Below are 20,432 nucleotides of genomic sequence, written 5' to 3'. Positions count from 1 at the left end.
ACTGGAGGCTTTCAATAGAGGCCTCTTTTTTTAGCTTTAAATTTTTGTATTTTTATATATCACCAAACCAATTACTGTATGAAAATCCTATTCGTTGCAGCCGGCCTCTTATCTTTTCGTGTAAAAATAATGAAGATAAAACAGCCCGTAAGCAACCGACTCCCAAAGACAGCATTATTGTCAACAATGATCCGATCACTACTGCCGCAACAGATCCTATAGAAGAAATAAAAAAAGAATACGGAATCCTCCAAACCATGCTGGAATCAAAAAGGTTCAGCTCCGGAGGCTTTACCTACAATTGCAATGAAGAGCCTTTCGGAGAAGTGAAGTTTTATTCGGATAAGGATGAAATTAAAGTGATTGAACATTTTTATGCCGAACACAGTCATTTTTCGGCCTCTGAAAAGTATTTCATTAAAAACGGAAAGCCATTCTTCGTCTTCAGGCAGGAAACAGTTTGGAATTTTGATGGTGGAACTCCCGAAAAACCAATTACCAAAGATGATATCACAGAAACACGCATCTATTTACAAAATGATAAAATGCTAAAATGCCTTGAAAAGAAATACAGCATACGATCAGATAATAAAGCAAAACCTTCTCCCGATACTATTCCGAGCAAAGAAGTCCAATGCAATACTAATGAGTTGATGAAAACCTATCAGTCCTTGTTAAGAAACAAAGATAGAAAAGGAGAGATAAAATGTCTGTAAAAAATCATATATACTCTATTTAAATCTATAGAAATAAAAAAAAATACTGGTTTATCAGATAGACTCTTTACCTCAGAAAAATTCAAACGAAATCTCGCCGATGGCCATTTTCAAAACCACTCTGTCATTATAAAAAAGTAAAAGCACCTCTTACAGGTGCTTTTATATAATTTATAGTTGGAAATTACACTTTCATAATTTCAGCCTCTTTCGTCTTAAGGTGATCCTCACAAAGCTTTACGTATTTGTCAGTAAAACCCTGGATTTCTTCTTCTACTCCTTTCACAACGTCTTCAGAAATACCTTCCAGCTTTTTAAGCTCTTTCAAACCGTCCTGTCTTGCATTTCTTATCGTTACTTTTGTACTCTCAGTTTCTATTTTAGCCTGTTTGGCCAGTTCCCTTCTTCTTTCCTCTGTTAAAGGCGGAACATTAAGAATGATATTTTCCCCGTTATTAGAAGGTGCAAAGCCCAGGTTTGAATTGATGATCGCTTTTTCAATAGCACCAATCGCAGTTCTGTCCCAAGGCTGAATAGAAATAGTCATTGCATCCGGTACAGAAACGTTGGCAACCTGGTTTAAAGGAGTTGGAGCTCCGTAATATTCTACCATAACATCCTGAACCATTGACGTAGAAGCACGTCCTGCTCTAATTCTTTGAAATGCATGATCCAAGTGCTTTACAGCCGCGTCCATGTCGTGCTTTACAGATTCTAATATAAGATCTAATTCTTCCATTATATAGTTAAAATTTGATAAATTACACATTTTTATAAATGATGGTTGATAGATAATCAGTAATGAGTAATAAGCAATGGGTAATATTCCTTTACCTGTAACCTATTATCTGTTTCCTTCTACCTATAAATCAACTAAAGTACCTACATTTTCCCCATCCACAATTTTCTCTAAATTCCCGTCCTTATTCATATCGAATACAATAATAGGCAATTTATTTTCATGACTTAAAGTAAATGCAGTCATATCCATTACTTTAAGGTTTTTAGCATACACTTCATCGAATGAAAGTGAATTGTATTTTACAGCATCTGCATTTTTCTCAGGATCACTGTCGTAGATTCCGTCTACTCTTGTTCCTTTTAAGATTACATCAGCACCAATTTCGATGGCTCTCAGAGTTGCTGCTGTATCCGTTGTAAAGTAAGGATTTCCTGTTCCTGCCCCGAAGATCACTACTCTTCCCTTTTCAAGGTGTCTTACTGCTCTTCTTTTGATGAAAGGCTCAGCTACTTTGTCCATTTCGATGGCAGACTGAAGTCTTGTTTTGATTCCTGCATCTTCAAGAGCCCCCTGAAGAGCCATACCGTTGATCACCGTTGCCAGCATTCCCATATAATCACCCTGCACCCTGTCCATTCCTTTGGCAGCTCCTGCTACTCCACGGAAAATGTTTCCTCCTCCAATAACGATCGCTACCTCACAGCCTTTTTCTACTACTTTTTTGATCTCAGCTGCATATTCCTGCAGTCTTTCATTGTCTATACCATATTGTCTGTTCCCCATTAAGGCCTCACCACTCAGTTTCAGAAGGATTCTTTTATATTTCATCTTTAATTTTTAATAAATTTTCCCGGACTGATTTTCTCCGGAATTTGATTTTGCAAATATAATCATTAAAAATATTGAATAAAGAAAAATATTTACGCAGAAATAATGTCAGAAATATTTTGATAAGTACGAAAAAGGATTATTTTTGCATTAATTATAAATTGAATTGAAGAAAATTGTCATTTTTTCATTATTTCTGTCAGGAATTGTTTCTTATGCGCAAACAGGAACAAATGTTTATCCTTTCTTAAACATCCCTGTATCTGCCAGACAGGCTGCCTTAGGTGGCGATGCAATTTCCGTCAGAGACCATGATGTTTCCTTTGCTATTGCAAACCCAGCCCTTTTAAATAGAGATTCAGACAAACAGCTTTCCGTGAATGCCGCAGCTTACCTTGCAGATTCCAAATACGGAACGGTGGCCTATGCCAGAGATTTTGACAACGGACATATGGCAACCATCAATGCCAGGTACATGAGCTACGGAAGCATTCCCAGAACCGATGAAAGCGGTGAAGAGAATGGTGAATTCAAAGCTTCGGATGTAGCTATCGGCGCAGGCTATGCCTACCAGTTTGAAGAAGACTGGACCATTGGAGGCGGCATTAATTTCATCACTTCAAAAATTGACAACTATACCTCTTCTGCGATCTCCGGAACTGCAGGAGTGGCTTACCATAATAAAAAGAATAAAGAAGTTCTCTCATTGGTGGCGAGGAATTTTGGTTTTCAGCTGAAATCCTTCAATGGAACCAGAGAAAACCTTCCGTTCAGGGTAGACCTTGGATATACCAGAATCCTGAAAGCTATCCCTCTTGCCGTTACCATTACAGCCCACGACCTTCAACAGTTTGACATTTCTTCGGAATATAATGTAAACGGTCAGGAAGTAGGATTCGGAAGAAAGCTGGCAGACCACTTTTCCATTGGAGCAGAACTTTTCCCTGAAAAAAGCTTTAATATTAGGCTGGGTTATAATGCCAAAAGAGGAAACGAACTTGCGGTTGCAGATCAGAGAAACTTTTCCGGGCTTTCCGGAGGATTTGGAATTAAGCTGAGGAGATTCCGTATAGATTATGCCCATATCCGTTACCATAACTCTTCCAATGTGAACCAGATAGGGATTTCCATGGACCTTAGCAGCCACGCTGGAGAATAATTCCATCCTGACAGAATCTTCATAATAATAAAGATTTTTTCTGTGTTGTCTTGATTTTTTAAAAAAATTCTTGAAATTTGCGGTATGAAAAAACCTGTAATAGCTATCGATGGGTACTCGTCTACCGGAAAAAGTTCAATCTCTAAGGTGATTGCCAGTAAACTGGGAATCATACACCTGGATACCGGCGCGCTTTACAGAGGAATTACATGGTTTGCCCTGCAGAACTGCCTGAATGAAGACGGTTCCATCAACCTTCAAAATCTATTCTCCTCTTTAGACCAGATCGAGCTTGAGTTCAGAAACCAGGACAGTGAGCTGATTCTTTATCTCAATCATATTGATATCTCCAAACAAATCCGGACTACTGAAGTTTCCGACAATGTAAGTATTGTGGCAAAACAGAAAGAAGTAAGGGATTTCCTTCTTCAGTCCCAGCGCTCGCTGGCAGAAAAAGGCGGCATTATTATGGACGGACGTGACATAGGGACAGTAGTTCTGCCAAATGCAGACTATAAGTTTTTCCTCACTGCCAGCATTGACGAAAGAACTAACAGAAGATATTTCGAACTGGCAGGAATGGGAATCCATGCAGAAAGAGAGCAGGTAAAAAAAAACCTCATAGACCGCGACAAGATCGACAGTGAAAGGGAAATTGCCCCTTTAAAGCAGGCTGAAGATGCTATCGTTATTGATAATACCTCGCTTACAAAAGAGCAGACCATAGACCTGATTTTATCCTATATCAAGAAGATTTAACAATTTTTAATAGGCATAATGCCTCCTTTGGTATACAAATTGTAGATTTTAACACAGTAAAAACTAATATTTATTAACTATTAAAAAAGCTTAAAATGTCTAAAAACGGAAAAAATACAGCAGGTATATTGGCAGGACTTCTTGCAGGTGCTGCAGCAGGTGTAATCTTAGGAATGCTTTATGCGCCTGAAGAAGGTAAAGAAACCAGAAAAAAAATCAAAGATAAAGCAGGAGACCTGAAAGACCAGGCTAAAAATAAGTATGGTGAAGTTTCTGAAAAAGTAAAAGACCAGTACAGCAATATTTCTTCTACTTTCAAAGAAACAGCCAGCAGTGTAGCTCATACGGTAAAAGACGGATATGACAAATACAAAGACCAGATAGTTTCCAAAACTGCAGACGTAGTAAAGGATGTAGAAACGGAACTGAATGATCTTAAAAAATAAATAGTTTATTTTTTGAGTAAATTATGGGAAGGAACTTTTTGCGCGAAAGTTCCTTTTTTTGTAACTTTAAAAAAAAACAATGATAGAGACTATTAAAGAATATGCATCAAAGAGAATAGATTTACTGAAGATTGAAGCTACCGAAAAATCCTCTCTTTCTGCAGGGCTCATCACCTACTTTGTAGTGCTGCTTGTTGCTTTTGCTTTTTTTATTATCCTTTTCAATTTTGGAATCGCTTTTCTTATTGGAAAAGCACTGGATAATTACTCGTACGGATTCCTGATCGTTGCAGGTTTTTATGTTGTGGTAATGGCATTTATCATTTCGTTTAAAAATAAGATTGTGAACGGGGTGGCAGATCAGGTTATTAAATTTTTAAATCATAATCATTAAGCTATGGGCAGAAATTACGAAAGCATTGAAGAATTGAGAAGAAAGAAAAAATTGCTTAAAAGCGAGATTAATGATCTGGAAGACCTTCTTACTTTTAAAAATACAAAAGAAAGCCTGAGCGCATTCACCAATGGTCTTACCGATCAGTATCTGCAGGAAAAAGTAGATGATGACGGTGACGAAAAAGTAGTTCTCCGAAAAGATGTTATTGCCAGGCAGCTTACCTCCGAGGTGAAAGATATGTTCATCAATAAACAAACGGCTGTGGGAATTGCGAGTACTGCATTGGGCGGGAATGTGACAGACAGCCTTATAAAGCTTGGAATCACAGCTTTGGTGGGCAACTATGCCAAAAAGAACATGAAAAGCCCTAACTGGAAGAAAAAACTTCTGGGTGCAGCCATGATCTACCTCGCTCCTATTGCCCTTAAATATGTGAGAAAAAAACTTGAGGTATACCAGAAAAACAAAAGTGTTTCGAGCCTGGAACAGTTGATATAGTTTAACAAGATATCAGATTTCAGAAGTATTAGTTGTGATCAATCTGTCACTCAATATTCAAAGTCTGAAATCTGATGTCTTATATCTTAAGTCTACTTACTGAACAGCTGTCCCAATATAATTCCTGCAGCCATAGAAACATTCAGGCTTTCTGTTGACTGGGATTTCCCGAACCTTGGAATCGTGATGCATTTCTGGAGCATCTTCTCCGTTTCCGGTCTCATTCCGTTTCCTTCGTTACCAAGGATAAGATTCATTTTTTCAGGCCTTTCAAAATCATATATATTTTCTCCTTCCATATCCGTTCCGATATTGACGTTTTCTGTTTTTGACAGATATTCCACAAGGTCAGTATAAATAATATTTACCCGGGTAAAAGACCCCATTGTAGCCTGAATCACTTTAGGATTATAAACATCTACAGTATCTTCGCTGCAGATAATCTGTTCTATTCCAAACCAATCGGCTAAACGGATCATCGTACCAAGGTTGCCGGGATCCTGGATTCCGTCAAGAATCAGTTGAATATCCTTCTCCCCTTTTTCTTCTTCTTCAGGAAGGTAACAAACTGCCACAGAATCTTTAGGAGTCTTAAGGAAACTGATTTTTTTCAGCTCATTTTCAGTGATCTGGATAACGGGGGAATCTGTCCGGTCCAATTTTTGCGGATCGGTAGAAAATATTTCTTTAACTTTAAATTTAGATTCAGAAAGTTCACAAATGATTTTATTACCTTCAACCAAAAACAAATTGTATTTTTGTCTGAACTTCTTTTTATCTAAAGACTGTAAAATTTTTATTGTATGAGCTGTAAGCATTATAAGAATTCTCCTCAAAAATATTATAAAATTATCTCATTTGCAACATTTGTTGGTCTCCTTTATGCCTGCAGTACAACTAAAAAAGTTCCGGAGGGTGAATATCTGCTTACCAAGAACAACTTTAAGTTTGAAGATAAGAAAGAATCCTTCGATGAAGAACTGAAAGATTATGTTCAGCAGAAACCCAATAAAAAGCAGCTTCTTTTCATGCCTTTGAGTTTAGGGTTTTACAATATGGCCAATCCTAAATATGATACTTTACTCAACGAATACATGACGTACCCGAGTGAAATGAGAAATCAGAAATTAAGAGATTCTCTTTTCCTTAAATATGATATGAAAAGCAGTGTAGGAAAAACACTTTTTATGGACCGTTTACTGCACAGCTGGGGAACTCCACCAGTGATCCTGGACCAGACAAGAAGTGAAAAAAGTGCGGAATCTATCAAAAAAAGACTTGTTTACCGGGGTTTTTGGGATGCCAAGGTTGACTTTAAACATGCGATTGACACTGCATCCAAAAAAGCAGCCGTTAATTATTTCATCAGGCACAATGACCCTACTTACATTAAAGATTATTATTATAACATTACAGACCCTACCGTAAAAGGTCTTTACTGGCAGAAACTTGATAAAAGTCTTATCCGGTCCGGACAGAGACTGGACCAGACCGTTCTTGAGAAAGAAGTAACCCGGATCACTGATTTGATGCGAGAAAACGGTTATTACAGATTTAACAGTTCTAACGAAGAAATCTATTTCGTAGCAGATTCACTGAAAAGCAGAAAACAAGTCCCTCTTACGCTGGAAATCCATAAAGATTCGGCCGATCACCCTTATAAAGTGGCAACCTTTGGAAATATTGATGTTGCCATTGTGAACGAAGCCAGCGATTTTCCGAAAAATACTGTTAAGGATAGTTTAAGAAGAATAAGGTTCCATAAAATGGACGACAGCTATAAAACGTCTTCTTTATGGAGAGCAGTGATTGTAGACAACAAGAAAGTTTATGACCAGAAAGCCCTTGATCTTACAAAAAGAAATTTCATTGCCATGAATAATTTCAGTATTCTGAAAGCAAGAGATTCCTTAAGAAGAGGGGGTGGAATGTCACCTAATGACAGCATTGTTGATGTTTTATACCTATTGAAACCGCTTCCGAAATATGAGCTGAAACTGGGAACAGACATCAACTATTCTCAGATTCTGAATCTTGGGATATCTCCTTCTGTAGACCTTACCACAAGGAATGTTTTCCGCGGGGCAGAAAACCTTTCAACAAGTATTTCAGGAACATTCGGGTCTATCAGAAGTACAAAGGATATTAGTAAAAGGGAGCTTGCCTATGAAATTTCGGCACAGGCTTCTCTTAATTTCCCAAGACTTCTGCTTCCCTTCAATTATTATAAGCTTCTCCCTAAAAGATATACCCCAACCTCCTCTATCCTTTTAGGAGCTTCTGTACAGAATAATATCGGTTTGGGAAGGGTCAACTTCAATACGGGATTAAATTACCAGGCCAATGTTAATGATCAGGTGTCACACAGGCTGACCCTTTTCAATACACAGATCAGTCTTACAAAAAATAAAGATGCTTATTATGACTACTTCAGTAATGACGAAATCATAAAGGATGATATCCTTGCAAGCTATTTCACCTATGATCCTGTTACCGGGCAAAAATACCTTTCCGGGGAACTCAGCCTAGACAATGTTTCGAAACGGATTGTTGAAGATGCCAACTACCAGGGAACGCTTGACCAGCAGGGACAGGACCTCCTTACTGCCTTCAAAGGAACCCTTGTAAATAAAGACAGGCAAACTCAGGATGTCCTTATTTCGTCAATGATTTATAATTTTGTTTACAATGAAATTGGTAAAAAAGATTATCCTAATGCATTTTATTTCAATGGTAAGGTAGAGCTTGCGGGTAATATTTTAAGTATCTTCAACCAAAAAAGAGATGAAGGTGGTGTTGTAACAAGCCCACAAAGAACTATTTTTGGAATCCCTTATGCCCAGTTCGTAAAATTTGATATTGACACCAGAAAATATTTTAAGTTCAACGGCAATCAGACCTTGGTTTTACGCCAATTCATCGGAGTTGGGATTCCTTTCGGAAACTCCACCAATATGCCTGTCATCAAGTCTTATTTCAACGGAGGATCCAATGATATCAGAGCATGGGTGGCTTTTGGAGGATTGGGTCCGGCAGACTCTCAGGTGGATGAAAGAGTCCGTACTTATATGACTGATAATGTAAAGCTTACTACCAATATTGAATATAGAATTCCTTTCAATGAAATGTATGAAGGAGCTTTATTTACAGATATCGGAAATACATGGAGTCTTAAAAACTATAATGATGGCTACGGTGATGAATTCAAATTCAATAAATTTTTAGGACAAATGGGAATCGGAAGTGGATTCGGCCTAAGGGTAAATGTTGCCTACATTACTTTCAGACTTGATCTTGCCTATAAGATCTACGATCCGAACAAACCTGAAGGTGACCGATGGAGGTTTAAAAATTTCCAACCTTTTAAGCCAACATTGAATATCGCATTCGGATATCCTTTCTAATCCGGAGAAATTCCCAATATGAAGTAAACTACAGCAATCACTCTGGCGAGTATTTCCCTGATCTGGTTTCTGTAGTAGCTTTCGGGCTTTGTAACATCCTGTGCATCGAATCCAAGGGCATTCATATTATTATTTCTTGCAAAAAACAAGGCACGGAGGTTATGGAAGCCCTGTGACACAATAATCACGTCTTTCTTTTTGTAGACATCTTTACAGCGCAAAATGCTTTTATAGGTATTAAAACCTTTAGGATCTTCAATGATGATATCTTCGGGAACTCCTTCCTGGTTCACCAGGTAATTCTTCATGGCAGCAGGCTCGTTGTACCCTTTACTCTTTTCTCCGCTTACAATAATTTTTTTGATTTTACCATGATGGTAAAGAAGTGCCGCCGCATCCATCCTTTTTGTAAAATAAGGATTGGACTGTCCTGATCTCATTTTAGGTGAAGTTCCTAAAACAAGGGCAATTTCCCGGGGCGGAATTTTAGAAATCTTGGTATAGGTACGCCCGTTCGTGAGCCCGAACACCCATGCATTACAAAGACATATCAGCAGAATGCCTATTTCTGCCGATACAAAACCCAAGTTAAATATGTTCCTGATGATTCTCAACTAAGATCAAAGTTAAGCTTTATTTTCTTACTTTTTACAATAGACATGCAAGCTAATATTTTCCCCTGTCGCTCTTCCTTTTCCGTCAGATATTCATTCTCAAGAAGTTCCACTTCACCTTCTTCAAGATAACATTCGCAGCTGCCGCAGATGCCGGATTTGCATGAGTAAGGCACCGGAAAATTCTGGATCAGAAGCTGCTGCAGGATCTTTTCTCTATTGTCAGGAAGATGGGTCTCATATTCTTTTCCAAGTATTTTGAACGCCACCTCTATATTTTCGATCAATGGGAACTCCTTTTCTACAGGATAGATATCATCATTATATTCTTCAAAAAGCTCAAAATGAATGTTCTTTTTCGGAATCCCATGGTGATAGCAGGCGTTAGCCAATGATCTGATCATCTCTCCTTTTCCGCATATCAGGACTTCATCTACCGCATCCCAAATCGTAGATTCCTCATCGGTATCATCAAGATGCAGAATCTGATTAATGATCAGATTCAGTTTCTTTTCATCCAGTCTCCCGAAGAAAAACCGGTCAGCTGTTTTCTCCTGCGAAAAGAAGTAGAAGATCTGAAGCCTGTCGTCATAGATTCTGGCAAGATTATCAAGCTGTTCTCTGTAAATAAGCTCCTCGGAACTTTTATTTCCAAAAAACAGAAAAAGTCTGGTTCTCGGTTCTGTGTGAAGAATATTCTTAAAATGGCTCAGGATCGGGGTGATTCCTATTCCTGCTGCAAATGCAACAATCGTCCTGAATTCGCTCGGTTTGGAAACCAGGGTAAATCTTCCGGAAGGCTCCCCGACCATTAATTCATCTCCAACATGATAATTTTTAAACAGCTCTGAAGTAGCACCTTCAGATGAGTTGATCTTTATTCCCAGGGAAATTTTTTTCTCGTAAGGCGCCGAAGTCATTGAGTAATCATTAATAACTTCCTGGCCATGAGCAATAAATTTTATGCTTACAAACTGCCCCGCCTCAAACCTGAAATTCTCCTGCAAACTCCCCGGGATCTCGAATTCCAGAGAAAAAGTATTTTTGGTCAGTTGTTCCTTTTTCGCTATTTTTAACGGATGAAACTGTATCAGTTTCCCTTTATAGATTTGTTGTTCCATACTTCAATTCAAAAATAGTCAAAAAATAATTTATGAAGAAGATAATTTTATCCGCGCTTGTTTTCACTGCTCTTTACAGCTGCAAAAAAGAAAGCCAGAAAACGGACGGTACTACTGTGGCAGACTCAGTTTCCGTTACAGACCATACAGCATCTGCAACGGCAGCTTATACTTCCAGAGAACTTTCTCCGGAAAATCTTGGAAAATATTTAGCTCAGAAAAATGACACTTTATACGTTACCAATTTCTTTGCCACATGGTGCGGACCCTGTATGAGGGAAATTCCTCATTTTAAGAATAAAATGGAGGAACTAAAAGGTAAGCCGGTAAAATTTACATTTATTAACCTTGACGATAAATCCGAATGGAATACCTCTGTAAAAACATTTGCACAGAAAAATAATCTTGCAAAAGATATTATTCTGTTAGATGGCCAGAAACTGGATGCTGCATTCTTCAGTAACAACTTCAAGCAGTGGGATGGCGGATCAATTCCTTTTACTTATTTGAGAAAAGGTGACAAAACCGATGAATATCTGGGAATGATGACGGAAGAAGTATTGAATTCTAAAATCGATGCCCTTTTAAAATAAAACATCCAGATTCTTTCTGATCATGTCTAAAAAATTCAAAATTCTGTGTTTATTGTTGATAGCTGCTATTATTCTTACGGTAGCCATCAACCTGAACACAGGATTTTTAAGTTTAAATTTCCAGGATTTTTTTCAGGATTCATCTCAAAGCCAGATTGCTGAAATCCGCATTAACAGAGTGCTGGTAATGCTTCTGGCAGGAATTTCAATTCCTACATCCGGATTTCTGATGCAGGAATACTTTCAGAATCCCCTGGCGGGCCCTGATATTTTAGGAATTACCTCTGTAGCCAGCTTATCAGTAGCATTTTATATTTTCTTTTCCCACGATTTTCTGATTCCGGAATTTCTGCAGAACAGTTTCCTCAGCCTTTCAGCCATTGCAGGAAGTCTTTTGCTGATGCTGGTTCTACTTTCCATGTCGAATAAATTTCAGGATAAATCTTACCTGATTATATTTGGATTCCTGGTTTCAGCATTTGCCGGTGCCGTGGTTTCACTTCTACAGTTTTATGCGGAAAATCAAAGCCTGAAAAACTATATTTTATGGTCTTTCGGAGCCAATAATATGGTGACAAGAAATCAGATTTATGTATTATCCATCCTTGTTTTTGTAGGAATTTTTATTTGTTTTAAAACCATAAAACCCCTGATCGGAAATTCATTGGGAACTTCCTATGCCCAAAGTTTAGGAGTCAATCTCAATCAGCTGAAAGTTCTGATCATTGCAGCCTCTTCTTTGCTTTCGGCTTCGATTACTGCCTTTCTGGGACCTATTTTATTTATCGGGATTATCGTTCCCCATTTCTGCAGATTAATCTACAATCCGTCCAAATTATGGCAGCAGTGGATCCTGAATATGTTTCTTGGCATGCTGATCATGTTGTTGTTCTCTATAGTTGCAGAAAAAACACAGATTCCTATAAATGTGATAAGCTCTGTGTTTGGTATACCGGTGATTTTACTAATGCTTTTGAAACAGAATAAAGTGTAAGGTGAATAAGTTAATGGTCAATTGTGAATTTAAAATATATTCATCCCAATAAAAACATATGAAAAATTAAGATCTGCTTGATCTGCTAGAGAAAAAATATACGCTCGCAGATCAAACAGATTTAAATAGTATTTTTGTAAACAATGCACCTTAGCAATTAATCAATATTCAATGTTCCTGCAAATCAAACAAGCCAATATAGGCTACAACAAAACCCTTATTTCAAATGCCAGTGCAGATTTGAAACTGGGTGATGTATGTCTTTTAATTGGAAATAATGGGGTAGGAAAAACAACACTTATCAAGTCTATTTTACATCAGACTACCCTTTTAAACGGTGAAATTTCTATCAATAATAAAAATATCAGGAACCTTTCCGTTAAAGAAATTGCTGAAAATATAGCTGTGGTTTTCTCGAAATCAAATGTTCCGCAACATTATACTGTTGAAGACCTTATTTCATTGGGAAAATACATCTACTACCCTTTTTATTTTGAGCTTAGAAAAGAAGACAGAGATGAAGTAGCGTATATTATTGATGAGCTGAACCTTAATCAATATAAGCATACTCTTCTTAAAAACCTTTCGGACGGAAACCTGCAGAAAGCATTCATTGGCCGTGCCATTATCCAGAATTCTCCGGTGATTATTCTGGATGAACCAACCACTCATCTGGATGAAAAAAACAAACTTATTATCTTAAAGACTCTTCGCAGACTGGCTAAGAAGCAACAAAAAATCATTCTTTTCTCTTCCCATGACTGGAGACTTGCCAAAGAGTTTGCAGACAAAATCTGGTATCTAAAGGACAACCAGCTTTTTTCAGGGATTGTAGAGGATTTGCTGCTGCAGCATGAGGAGCTTACCAATGTTTCATTGTTTCAGGTTAATGATGATTTTGTTCCGCCTTCTATACAGGCGCCACAGGTTCATAAGGAAATGCTGTATTCTTTATTGCAGAAAAATTTTGAAAAAGACCTTTCTGCCCTGAATTTTGAGTATAAAAACGGTTTTTGGGAAATTATCGCCGATGACACTAAGCATCAATATGAATCCTTCGAAGAAATAGTTAATTTCGTCAAAAACATTCATTAATACCGCATTTACATTGAATATTTCACATACTATGCATGCATAGTATTATGCTAATCATACAATTTAATTTGTTTATTATCAGCTTATTAACAAAATTTAACGTTAATAAATACTATGCATGCATAATATTTACTACATTTGGGTAACACCATTCGTAGATAAATGATGGATAATAAAGAAAAAATAGAAAACGTAGATTTAGTTTTAAAACAGACCTGGCTGGCTGTTTCTAAAATGTACACAGAGCTTGCCCAGGAGCATGACTCTACTGCTGTACAAGCTTTGACCCTTCTTAAAATTGATCCCAAAGAAGGAACCCGGAGTACTAACTTAGGGCCTAAAATGGCTATTGAACCAACTTCCTTAACCAGAATCATCAAACTTCTGGAAGATAACGGGTATATCTATAAGGAAAAGACTACCACCGATAAAAGGGAGGTAATTATCAAACTTACGGATAAGGGCCTGAACTCAAGGAATATGTCCAAGGAAGTCGTCGTGAATTTCAACAAGAAAGTGATGGAAAAGATTGCGCCCGAGAAGATTGAAACCTTCAAAGAAGTGATGTCGGAGATCATGAAAATCGCCAACGAATTATTAAACAACAGAAAATAAATTATAATGAAACCATATGGTTGCATATGACCTTATTAATAATAAAAATTTACATATGAAAAGAAGAATCAAACATGTGACGGTTCTTGGTTCAGGAATTATGGGTAGCGGTATCGCAGCACATTTCGCCAATATTGGGGTAGAAGTGTCTCTTTTGGATATCGTTCCTTTTGAACTGACTGAAGCTGAACAGAAAAAAGGTTTGACCAAAGATGACAAAGCCGTAAGAAACAGAATTGCTTCTGAAAACTTTGAAAAACTGAAAAAAGCAAGTCCTGCCCTTCTCTATTCTCCGAAATTTGCGGATAGAATTACAATAGGCAACTTTGATGATGATCTGCACAAGATCAAAAATACAGACTGGATTATTGAAGTGGTTGTTGAAAAGCTTGACATTAAGAAATCTGTTTACGAAAAAATTGAGCAGTTCAGAAAACCGGGAACATTGATTTCTTCTAATACATCAGGAATTCCTATTCATTTTCTCATTGAAGGAAGAAGCGATGATTTCAAAAAATATTTTGCAGGAACACACTTCTTCAACCCGGTAAGATATCTTCCTCTTCTGGAGATTATCCCTACTCCGGAAACGCTTCCTGAAGTGGTAGAATTCTATATGAGCTTTGGGGCTAAATTCTTAGGAAAAACTACAGTTTTAGCTAAAGATACTCCAGCGTTCATTGCCAACAGAATCGGGGTTTTCTCGATGATGGATCTTCTTCATAATGTACAGAAATTAGGCTTGACCGTTTCTGAGGTTGATAAACTGACAGGTCCTGTTATCGGACGTCCGAAATCAGCAACATTCAGAACCGCTGACGTTGTAGGTCTTGATACTCTGGTAATGGTAGCCAACGGTGTACGCCAGAGCGGTGCCGAAGCCAATAATTTTAACGACGTTTTTGCCCTTCCACCTTACATCCAGAAAATGATGGATAACAAATGGTTGGGTTCCAAAACGGAACAGGGTTTCTATAAAAAAGTAAAAAATGCAGAAGGAAAATCCGAAATTCACGGGTTAAACCTTGATACTCTTGAATACGAACTTCAAGGCAAATCTTCCTTCCCTACTTTAGAATTGACTAAAAATATCGACAAGCCAATCGATAGATTTAAAGTTCTAATCGGCGGCAAAGATAAAGCAGGAGAATTATACAGAAAATCTTTAGGAGCATTATTCGCTTACGTTTCTCATAAGGTTCCTGAAATCTCTGATGAAGTCTATAAAATTGATGATGCTATGAGAGCCGGTTTCGGATGGGAAAACGGACCTTTTGAAATTTGGGATGCCGTAGGAGTTCAAAAAGGTATTGAACTGGCAAAAGATGCAGGTTACGAAGTTTCAGACTGGGTTAAAAATGTTGAATCATTCTATAAAGTAAATGAAGAGGGGCAAAGTATTTTCGTTGATAAAAACTCAGGACAATACAATACCATTCCAGGTCAGGATGCCTTCATTATTTTAGATAACATCAGAAAGAACAAAACCCTTTGGAGCAATTCAGGTTCAGCAATTGAAGATCTTGGTGACGGGATCATCAATTTTGAGATCCGCTCAAAAATGAACTCTCTGGGAGGCGAAGTTCTTGACGGATTAAACAGAGCTATCGATTTAGCAGAAAAAGAATACGATGGATTGGTCGTTGGAAACCAGGGAACCAATTTCTCTGTAGGAGCAAACCTTGCCATGATCCTGATGATGGCTATCGAGCAGGACTGGGATGATCTGAATATGGCTATTGCTTATTTCCAGAAATCCATGATGAGAGTACGCTACTCCTCTATTCCTGTAGTCGTTGCTCCTCACGGAATGACCCTCGGCGGTGGCTGCGAAATGACCATGCATGCAGACCGAGTAGTGGCTGCCGCAGAAACTTATATCGGATTGGTGGAAACCGGAGTCGGTGTCATCCCTGGCGGTGGTGGTACTAAAGAACTTACCCTGAGAACTTCAAGAGAATTCCATGCAGATGATGTGAAAAACAACAGACTTCGTGAAGCATTCATGAATATTGCAATGGGTAAAGTAGCTACTTCGGCTTATGAAGCTTATGACATGGGAATTCTTGAAAAAGGAAAAGATATTGTATCCGTAAGCAAAAACAGACAGATCGCCGAAGCCAAAAAAGTTGCAAAACTATTAGCAGAACAGGGCTACACCCAACCCATCGAACAGAAAGTAAAAGTTTTAGGAAAAGATGCTTTGGGAATGTTCTACGTAGGAACAGACCAGATGCTTACCGGAAAATATATTTCTGAGCACGACAAAAAGATTGCAGATAAATTAGCCAACGTAATGGTAGGAGGAAACCTTTCCGAACCCACTGTAGTTACCGAACAATATTTATTGAATCTTGAAAGAGAAACGTTCTTACAGCTTTGCGGTGAGAGAAAAACGTTAGAGAGAATTCAGTACATGTTACAGAACGGAAAACCGTTGAGAAATTAGATTTTTCTGTAAAATGTAAAAAGTATTAATGTATTCACGATGCACAACTTTAGGGATTTGGAAGTTTGGACAAAATCAATGAAACTTTGTAAAATATTTTACCTGGCTTCAAATTATTTTCCAAAAGATGAAATGTTCGGATTGACTTCACAGTCAAGAAGAAGTTTATATTCAACTCCTTCTAATATTGCTGAAAGGGGCAGGTCGCGATACAAATGCTGAAACTCAAATCTTAATAGCAAACGATTTAGGATTTTTCAAAAATGATGATTTTCATATCATTCATTCAGAAATAAAACACATACAAAATATGTTAGCAAAATTGAAGCAAAAGCTTAATACTCAAACATTTTAATCATTGATACATTTTACGTAAATACTTTAATACAAAATGAAAACAGCATATATAGTAAAAGGATACAGAACAGCAGTAGGAAAAGCACCTAAAGGCTCCCTTCGCTTTACTCGTCCAGATGTAATGGCAGCTACAGTTATTGAAAAATTAATGGCTGAGTTACCTCAATTAGATAAAAACAGAATTGATGACCTTATTGTGGGAAATGCAATGCCGGAAGCTGAACAAGGACTGAACGTAGCACGTCTAATTTCCTTAATGGGTCTGAATACAGACAAAGTGCCCGGAGTTACCGTAAACAGATACTGCGCGTCAGGAAGTGAGGCCATTGCCATTGCTTCCGCAAAAATTCAGGCAGGAATGGCTGATTGCATCATCGCAGGAGGTACAGAATCCATGTCTTATATCCCGATGGGTGGTTACAAGCCGGTTCCGGAAACCGATATCGCCAAAACCAATCCTGATTATTATTGGGGAATGGGTTACACAGCAGAAGAAGTCGCCAAACAATATAATATCACAAGAGAAGAGCAGGATCAGTTTGCATTCGAATCTCATATGAAAGCTTTAAAAGCTAATCAGGAAGGCAAGTTTGCCAATCAGATCGTTTCGATTCCTGTAGAATATAACTTCCTTGATGAAAACCAGAAAATGCAGTCTAAAAAGTTTGATTTCTCTGTAGACGAAGGTCCAAGAAAAGATACTTCATTAGAAGGATTGGCAAAGCTGAGACCTGTATTCGCAAACGGAGGAAGCGTAACTGCCGGAAATTCATCACAAATGAGTGACGGAGCAGCTTTCGTAATGGTTATGAGCGAGGAAATGGTAAAAGAATTAGGACTTGAGCCGGAAGCCAGATTAGTAGCTTATGCTGCAGCAGGTCTTGAACCTAGAATTATGGGTATGGGACCAATTTACGCGATTCCAAAAGCTTTGAAACAGGCAGGCCTTGAATTAAAGGATATCGACTTAATCGAGTTAAACGAAGCATTCGCATCACAATCAGTTGCTATCAAAAAAGAGTTGGGCTTAAATCCTGATATTTTAAATGTAAACGGAGGAGCAATTGCTCTTGGTCACCCGCTTGGATGTACCGGTACCAAATTAACCGTTCAGCTTCTTGACGAAATGAGAAGACGCGGCAACAAGTACGGAATGGTTTCCATGTGTGTAGGTACAGGACAGGGAGCAGCTTCAATCTTTGAACTTCTTTAAAAAATGTACTGATGTATTTACGTAAAATGTATTCATGAGAAGAATTAATCATTAATACATTTTACATGAATACGTTAATACAAAATTACTAATCGTTATAAAAACAAAATAATATATGGCAACATTAAAGGGCGGAGAATTCCTGATCAAGGAAATTCCTGCAAATGACATTTTCAGTATTGAGGAACTGAACGAAGAACAAAAAATGCTTCGTGATTCTGCAAAAGAATTTATAGACAGAGAAGTTGTTCCGCAGAAAGAGCGTTTCGAGAAGAAAGATTATGCATTCACAGAAGAAACAATGCGTAAGCTTGGAGATATGGGATTGCTTGGTATATCGGTTCCTGAAGAATATGGAGGCTTAGGAATGGGCTTTGTAACAACAATGCTTGCCTGCGACTACATCTCGGGGGTAACAGGTTCATTGGCAACAGCATACGGGGCACATACCGGAATCGGAACCCTGCCTATCGTTCTTTACGGTACTGAAGAACAGAAGAAAAAATACCTTCCGGACCTGGCTACAGGTACAAAATTCGGAGCATATTGTCTTACGGAGCCGGATGCAGGTTCCGATGCCAATTCCGGAAAAACAAGAGCAAAACTTTCCGAAGACGGAAAACATTATATCATCAACGGACAGAAAATGTGGATCTCCAATGCAGGTTTTGCAGATACATTCACATTATTTGCTAAAATTGATGATGACAAGAATATCACAGGTTTCATTATCAACCGTTCCGAGCTTGAAAACCCGGGAAGCATTACTTTCGGAGAGGAAGAACATAAATTGGGAATCCGTGCCTCTTCTACCCGTCAGGTTTTCTTCAACGATATGAAAATTCCGGTAGAGAACCTTTTAGGAGAAAGAAATAACGGTTTCAAAATCGCTTTAAATGCATTGAACGTAGGCCGTATCAAGCTGGCCGCTGCATGTCTTGATGCTCAGAGAAGAATCTTAAACCACTCTATCCAGTACTCTAACGAAAGAAAGCAGTTTGGAGTTTCTATTTCCACTTTCGGAGCTATCAGGAAGAAAATTGCTGAAATGGCTACAGGTGTTTTCGTAAGTGAAGCAGGATCTTACAGAGCGGCTAAAGATATTCAGGATAAAATTGATGAACTGGTAGCAGGTGGAATGGATCACCAGGCTGCAGAGCTTAAAGGCGTTGAGGAATTTGCTGTAGAATGTTCTATCCTTAAAGTTTTCGTATCTGATCTTGCCCAGCACACTGCTGATGAGGGAATTCAGGTATACGGAGGTATGGGCTTCTCTGAAGACACTCCAATGGAAGCGGCATGGAGAGATTCAAGAATTTCAAGAATCTATGAAGGAACCAACGAAATCAACAGATTACTATCCGTAGGAATGCTGATCAAGAGAGCAATGAAAGGAGAGCTTGACTTATTGTCTCCTGCTATGGCTATCAGCAAAGAATTAATGGGTATTCCTTCATTTGAAGTTCCTGATTATTCAGCATTCATGAGCGAAGAGAAAGCTATTATTGCCAACCTTAAGAAAGTGTTCTTGATGGTTTCCGGAGCCGCTCTTCAAAAATATATGATGGATATTGAAAAACAGCAGCACTTATTATTGAATGCTTCTGAGATCCTTAACCAGATTTATATGGCAGAATCTGCTGTATTAAGAGCTGAGAAACACTTCTCACCTGATTCTGTGGAAGCTGCAATGGCACAGCTTAACCTTTACAAAGCCGTTGAAAAAAACATCGTAGCCGCTAAAGAAGGAATTATTTCTTTCGCTGAAGGTGATGAGCAGAGAATGATGCTTTCAGGATTAAGAAGGTTCACAAAATATACCAACCACCCGAATGTAGTAGCTTTAACTGAAAAGATTGCAGCACACTATATTGGTAAAGGAAATTACTAATATTATTTTTTTAAATATAATGACAAACGCTCCAAATATGGAGCGTTTGTTTATTAATGTGCTGTAATTGTTTTGAAACTACATCTGCTTTTGTCCGATTTCATTGATCTCGTTGAAATTCTCTTTAGGATTTACACCATATTGGTTAGTTCCCGGAGTTCCATCTGTTGCCAGGAGTACAAGTAACCAGATAGTTCCAACAATTGGGATCAAAGATATTAAAAACCACCACCCGCTTTTATCAACGTCATGCAGTCTTCTTACCATTACTGCTAATCCAGGAATGAAAGTAGCCAATCCGTAAATTAAATAAATAAATCCGTAAGGAATTTCCGGAGTAAATTTCAGTCCTAAAAGATTATCTAATACTGCTGCGGCAATAGCAAAAATCATATTAAATAATACGAACATCCAATATTCTGTTCTTCTGGCTCTCCCTGTAAAATCAGCGTACTGTTTTAGTACTTTTAAATACCATTTCATAGTTTATTCGTTTTTTTGTTAGGTCCAAAAATAAAGATTTTTTTTAGATACCCAAATG

21 protein-coding genes are annotated in these 20,432 nt (G+C 38.0%); 15 read left to right on the top strand and 6 right to left on the bottom strand.

Annotated features, from left to right (window positions below; genetic code table 11):
• Positions 1-44 precede the first annotated feature (44 nt).
• Complete coding sequence (locus ACM40_RS17130) at positions 45-716, top strand: hypothetical protein (RefSeq protein WP_048504007.1); 672 nt, start codon at positions 45-47, stop codon at positions 714-716.
• Positions 717-900: 184 nt separating this feature from the next.
• Here ACM40_RS17130 and frr read toward each other — a convergent pair whose 3' ends face one another.
• Positions 901-1,455: a ribosome recycling factor gene (frr, locus tag ACM40_RS17125; protein ID WP_048504006.1), complete on the bottom strand. Its 555-nt coding sequence runs from the start codon at positions 1,453-1,455 to the stop codon at positions 901-903.
• A gap of 123 nt (positions 1,456-1,578) precedes the next feature.
• Entirely contained in the window at positions 1,579-2,286 is a 708-nt protein-coding gene (gene pyrH, locus ACM40_RS17120) for a UMP kinase (RefSeq protein ID WP_040999212.1), read from the bottom strand.
• A gap of 166 nt (positions 2,287-2,452) precedes the next feature.
• Here pyrH and porQ point away from each other — a divergent pair, with 166 nt between their 5' ends.
• The 5 genes from porQ (at position 2,453) to ACM40_RS17095 (ending at position 5,545) form a co-directional block, all read left to right on the top strand.
• The gene (gene porQ, locus ACM40_RS17115) at positions 2,453-3,445 is read left to right on the top strand and encodes a type IX secretion system protein PorQ (protein WP_048504005.1); all 993 of its coding nucleotides are present in this window, start codon (positions 2,453-2,455) and stop codon (positions 3,443-3,445) included.
• 84 nt (positions 3,446-3,529) lie between these two features.
• Positions 3,530-4,204 (top strand): (d)CMP kinase, encoded by a 675-nt coding sequence (cmk, locus tag ACM40_RS17110; protein WP_048504004.1) that lies wholly within the window; start codon positions 3,530-3,532, stop codon positions 4,202-4,204.
• 95 nt (positions 4,205-4,299) lie between these two features.
• Positions 4,300-4,650 (top strand): YtxH domain-containing protein, encoded by a 351-nt coding sequence (locus ACM40_RS17105; protein ID WP_040999207.1) that lies wholly within the window; start codon positions 4,300-4,302, stop codon positions 4,648-4,650.
• A gap of 79 nt (positions 4,651-4,729) precedes the next feature.
• Positions 4,730-5,044, top strand: a complete 315-nt coding sequence (locus tag ACM40_RS17100) for a phage holin family protein (RefSeq protein WP_048504003.1) — start codon at positions 4,730-4,732, stop codon at positions 5,042-5,044.
• 3 nt (positions 5,045-5,047) lie between these two features.
• Positions 5,048-5,545, top strand: coding sequence for a hypothetical protein (locus ACM40_RS17095; protein WP_048504002.1), 498 nt, complete (start codon positions 5,048-5,050; stop codon positions 5,543-5,545).
• Positions 5,546-5,637: 92 nt separating this feature from the next.
• Here the strand turns inward: ACM40_RS17095 and ACM40_RS17090 are convergent, their stop codons facing one another.
• Complete coding sequence (locus ACM40_RS17090; RefSeq protein ID WP_048504001.1) at positions 5,638-6,363, bottom strand: TrmH family RNA methyltransferase; 726 nt, start codon at positions 6,361-6,363, stop codon at positions 5,638-5,640.
• Between ACM40_RS17090 and ACM40_RS17085 the strand changes: the two genes are divergently transcribed.
• The gene (locus ACM40_RS17085; protein ID WP_048504000.1) at positions 6,349-8,949 is read left to right on the top strand and encodes a BamA/TamA family outer membrane protein; all 2,601 of its coding nucleotides are present in this window, start codon (positions 6,349-6,351) and stop codon (positions 8,947-8,949) included. The genes ACM40_RS17090 and ACM40_RS17085 overlap by 15 nt on opposite strands.
• Here ACM40_RS17085 and ACM40_RS17080 read toward each other — a convergent pair.
• On the bottom strand, positions 8,946-9,536 hold the full coding sequence (locus ACM40_RS17080) for a vancomycin high temperature exclusion protein (protein WP_228376205.1): 591 nt from the start codon (positions 9,534-9,536) through the stop codon (positions 8,946-8,948). The genes ACM40_RS17085 and ACM40_RS17080 overlap by 4 nt on opposite strands.
• Positions 9,537-9,559: 23 nt before the next feature.
• Positions 9,560-10,684, bottom strand: a complete 1,125-nt coding sequence (locus ACM40_RS17075) for a ferredoxin--NADP reductase (protein ID WP_048503998.1) — start codon at positions 10,682-10,684, stop codon at positions 9,560-9,562.
• 32 nt (positions 10,685-10,716) lie between these two features.
• Here ACM40_RS17075 and ACM40_RS17070 point away from each other — a divergent pair, with 32 nt between their 5' ends.
• From ACM40_RS17070 to ACM40_RS17040, 8 genes are all read left to right on the top strand, one after another.
• Positions 10,717-11,277 carry a TlpA family protein disulfide reductase gene (locus ACM40_RS17070; RefSeq protein ID WP_048503997.1) on the top strand — a complete coding sequence of 187 codons (561 nt, stop codon included), beginning with the start codon at positions 10,717-10,719 and terminating at the stop codon, positions 11,275-11,277.
• Between the two features lie 22 nt (positions 11,278-11,299).
• Entirely contained in the window at positions 11,300-12,271 is a 972-nt protein-coding gene (locus ACM40_RS17065) for an iron ABC transporter permease (RefSeq protein WP_048503996.1), read from the top strand.
• A 171-nt stretch (positions 12,272-12,442) separates the two neighbouring features.
• A complete protein-coding gene (locus ACM40_RS17060; protein ID WP_048503995.1) occupies positions 12,443-13,366 on the top strand; it encodes an ABC transporter ATP-binding protein in 924 nt (307 codons plus the stop codon).
• Between the two features lie 162 nt (positions 13,367-13,528).
• Entirely contained in the window at positions 13,529-13,981 is a 453-nt protein-coding gene (locus tag ACM40_RS17055) for a MarR family winged helix-turn-helix transcriptional regulator (protein ID WP_048503994.1), read from the top strand.
• Positions 13,982-14,036: 55 nt separating this feature from the next.
• The gene (locus tag ACM40_RS17050) at positions 14,037-16,430 is read left to right on the top strand and encodes a 3-hydroxyacyl-CoA dehydrogenase/enoyl-CoA hydratase family protein (protein WP_048504042.1); all 2,394 of its coding nucleotides are present in this window, start codon (positions 14,037-14,039) and stop codon (positions 16,428-16,430) included.
• Positions 16,431-16,469: 39 nt separating this feature from the next.
• The gene (locus tag ACM40_RS20775) at positions 16,470-16,652 is read left to right on the top strand and encodes a four helix bundle protein (protein WP_228376204.1); all 183 of its coding nucleotides are present in this window, start codon (positions 16,470-16,472) and stop codon (positions 16,650-16,652) included.
• A gap of 169 nt (positions 16,653-16,821) precedes the next feature.
• On the top strand, positions 16,822-18,000 hold the full coding sequence (locus ACM40_RS17045; protein ID WP_048503993.1) for a thiolase family protein: 1,179 nt from the start codon (positions 16,822-16,824) through the stop codon (positions 17,998-18,000).
• 115 nt (positions 18,001-18,115) lie between these two features.
• On the top strand, positions 18,116-19,891 hold the full coding sequence (locus tag ACM40_RS17040) for an acyl-CoA dehydrogenase family protein (protein WP_048503992.1): 1,776 nt from the start codon (positions 18,116-18,118) through the stop codon (positions 19,889-19,891).
• Positions 19,892-19,969: 78 nt separating this feature from the next.
• Here ACM40_RS17040 and ACM40_RS17035 read toward each other — a convergent pair whose 3' ends face one another.
• Positions 19,970-20,374, bottom strand: a complete 405-nt coding sequence (locus tag ACM40_RS17035; RefSeq protein WP_048503991.1) for a DUF805 domain-containing protein — start codon at positions 20,372-20,374, stop codon at positions 19,970-19,972.
• Between the last annotated feature and the right edge of the window lie 58 nt (positions 20,375-20,432).

Origin of the sequence: Chryseobacterium sp. BLS98 (assembly GCF_001045445.1) — a bacterium.
In the GTDB taxonomy this organism is placed as follows: Bacteria; Bacteroidota; Bacteroidia; order Flavobacteriales; family Weeksellaceae; genus Chryseobacterium.
Note: the sequence above shows the minus strand (reverse complement) of the source record. Positions and strands in the feature narration are given on the sequence as shown.